The sequence below is a fragment of the Phormidesmis priestleyi ULC007 genome (assembly GCF_001895925.1).
Lineage (GTDB): Bacteria > Cyanobacteriota > Cyanobacteriia > Leptolyngbyales > Leptolyngbyaceae > Phormidesmis_A > Phormidesmis_A priestleyi_A.
This window is the reverse complement of the sequence record NZ_MPPI01000117.1, coordinates 1-1,012: the sequence shown is the minus strand read 5'-3', so window position 1 is coordinate 1,012 and position 1,012 is coordinate 1. Positions and strand designations below refer to the sequence as shown.

Below are 1,012 nucleotides of genomic sequence, written 5' to 3'. Positions count from 1 at the left end.
TTTCAACGGTGATAGAGACGGCTCCTATTGACAAACACGACAAGCTAAAAAGCCTGATGAGTTGGAAGTTTCAATCCTTCAAAAAAGTCCAGCTCTTAGCCGATTAGAGTATACAAGCAAGGGCAGCAGCCAAGAGTGCAGCGTTTAGACGGGGAAAAAGAAGCCCATTTGATTGCCCTAACTTGCTCGGATGCCCCGACGGGACGAGTCCGATGGACGTTGCGGTTATTAGCCGAGCGGATGGTGGAATTGGGACACGTCGAGCAGATCTCTCATGAAACGATTCGCAAAACGCTAAAAAAAACCAACTCAAGCCTTGGTTGAAGGAGTGCTGGGTGATTGCCCCCGAAGCCAATGCCGAATTTGTGGCAGCCATGGAAGATGTTTTGGAAGTTTATCACCGTCCTGATGACCCCAACTATCCGGTGGTCTGTTTTGATGAAAGCAGCAAGCAGCAGGTGAAAGAAACTCGGATTCCAATAGCGATGGAGCTAGGGCAACCGGAACGCTATGACTGCGAGTATGAGCGCAATGGGGTCAGCAATCTATTCGTGGTCTTTGAACCCTTAGCCGCTCGGCGGCAGGTTGCCGTCACAGACCAGCGCACCGCACTCGATTATGCAGCCCAAATGCAGCAACTCGTCGATGTTCATGATCCAGATGCTCTGAAGATTGTAGTCGTGCAAGACCAACTCAATACTCATCGAGCCGCCTCACTATACAAGGCATTCCCCCCTGCCGAAGCGCGGCGAATCTTAGACAAACTCGAATTTCACTTTACGCCCCAGCATGGCAGTTGGTTAAACATGGCAGAGATTGAACTGAGTGTCTTAGCCCGTCAATGTTTAGATCGTCGCATTCCAGACCAGCCACCCTTACAGCAAGAAGTCGCGGCTTGGCAACAGTCAAGAAAGGCTCAGAACCACACGGTCGATTGGCGATTTACCACCGCAGATGCTCGCGTCAAACTGAAGCGGCTTTATCCCTCAATTCAACCTTGACTCTCTACTAG

Annotated in this window: 1 pseudogene; it reads left to right on the top strand. The window is 50.6% G+C overall.

The features are described from left to right. Positions 1-114: 114 nt before the first annotated feature. Positions 115-1,001, top strand: a pseudogene (locus BRW63_RS27070) (IS630 family transposase); the annotation flags it as partial. Between the last annotated feature and the right edge of the window lie 11 nt (positions 1,002-1,012).